Source organism: Bacillus sp. JJ1521 (assembly GCF_036965165.1).
In the GTDB taxonomy this organism is placed as follows: Bacteria; Bacillota; Bacilli; order Bacillales; family Bacillaceae_L; genus Ferdinandcohnia.
In genome coordinates this window covers 1-1,788 of sequence record NZ_JBALOX010000001.1, presented here as the reverse complement: position 1 = coordinate 1,788, position 1,788 = coordinate 1, and the positions used below count along the sequence as shown (strand labels likewise).

The window sequence follows — 1,788 nt, the reverse complement described above, 5'->3', positions numbered from 1 at the left end:
TATGGTTAAAGTGGGGAATGACTTACAAGTAGACTATAACATATTTCGACAAAAAACTACAAACGTTTTGTGAAATACATCACAAATTCTCTTATCCAAGCGGACAGACATCATTGTTTTATAAAAGGATTTTTTCGATTAATATAGAAATAAATATTGTATCCAACATAAGGAGGAACGTACTTTGAATCAAAATATCCAAAACTACTTAACTGAAAACAAAGAATCTCATCTACAAGAACTCTTTGATTTACTCAAAATCCCAAGCATTAGTGCCTTACCAGACCACAAAGAAGATGTTTGGCGGACTGCAGAATGGATTGCAGACGCCTTGCGAAAAATTGGCATGGAAAATGTGAGCGTTCACCCTACTAAGGGACATCCAGTTGTGTATGGGGATTGGCTTCATGCGGAAGGAAAACCTACTGTATTAATTTATGGGCATTATGATGTTCAGCCCGTTGACCCGCTTCATTTATGGGATAGCCCACCGTTTGAGCCGGAGATTCGGGATGATAAAATTTTCGCACGTGGAGCAAGTGATGACAAAGGTCAAACCTTCATGCATATAAAGGCATTGGAAACCATTTTAAAAACAGAAGGGACATTGCCGCTTAATTTCAAGTTCTGTATTGAAGGCGAAGAAGAAGTCGGAAGCCCGAACCTCCCAGCTTTTGTTGAGACAAATCAAGAATTGCTTGCTGCTGATGTTATTGTTATCTCTGACACAAGCATGAACGAACGTGGAAAACCAACGATTTGCTATGGTGTAAGGGGCCTTGCAGGTCTTCAAATCGATGTAAAAGGATCCAATAGCGACCTACACTCTGGGCTCTACGGTGGTGGCGTACATAATCCAATCAATGCACTTGTTCAATTATTGGACTCCTTCCATAATGAAGACGGAAAAGTAACCGTTGAAGGATTCTATGAAGATGTACTTCCATTGACCGATGAAGAGAAACAGGCATATGAGGCTTTAAACTTTGATGAGGAAAAACAACGTCAAGAGCTTGGTGTCCCTGCCCTTTATGGGGAAAAAGGCTACAGCTATCTTGAACGAACATGGGTCCGTCCAACCCTTGATGTTAACGGAATCTATGGTGGATTCCAAGGCGATGGTATCAAAACAGTTATCCCGTCCGAGGCTCATGCAAAAATCACATGTCGTCTCGTTCCAAACCAGGATCCTGAGGTAATCGTCGAACAACTGAAACAGCATATTGAAAAAAACAAACCCGCAGGTGTTGAAGTTAGCCTTCAGCTTTTTGACAAAGGTGCGCCATATGTGACACCGTTTGACCATCCAGCAATTCAAGCAGCTGCTCGTGCGTATGAATCGGTTTACCAGGTACCAACTTCATTTACGCGGGGTGGCGGCTCATTGCCAATTATTGCGACCCTTGATGAGGTTCTTCATGCCCCAATAGTGTTAATGGGCTTCGGACTACCAACCGAGAACTTCCATGCTCCTAACGAGCACTTCCACCTTGAGAATTTCGACAAAGGCTTGGAAACTCTATGCACGTATTGGTTTGAATTGGAGAAGTCGTTATAAAAGGAAAGGTGGATTCCCGTGTTGGGATCCACCTTATTTTGGTTGGAGCATGGCTAAAACGCAATTATCAAAATTAACGCGCATATCTTGGGATTAAAATGCAATTCGACGGAATAAAGCGCAATTCCGAAAAATAAAACGCAATCGGTTGATCAAATATGATTCCACCTTATTTTTCACTTGAAAAATCACGAACCTGCTCAATTGTCGGCAGTGCAGTCATGGCTCCT

Annotated in this window: 1 protein-coding gene; it reads left to right on the top strand. The window is 42.0% G+C overall.

From position 1 onward, the window contains the following. Positions 1 to 184: 184 nt before the first annotated feature. Positions 185 to 1,558 (top strand): dipeptidase, encoded by a 1,374-nt coding sequence (locus V7147_RS00005; protein WP_335365810.1) that lies wholly within the window; start codon positions 185 to 187, stop codon positions 1,556 to 1,558. Positions 1,559 to 1,788: the final 230 nt, after the last annotated feature.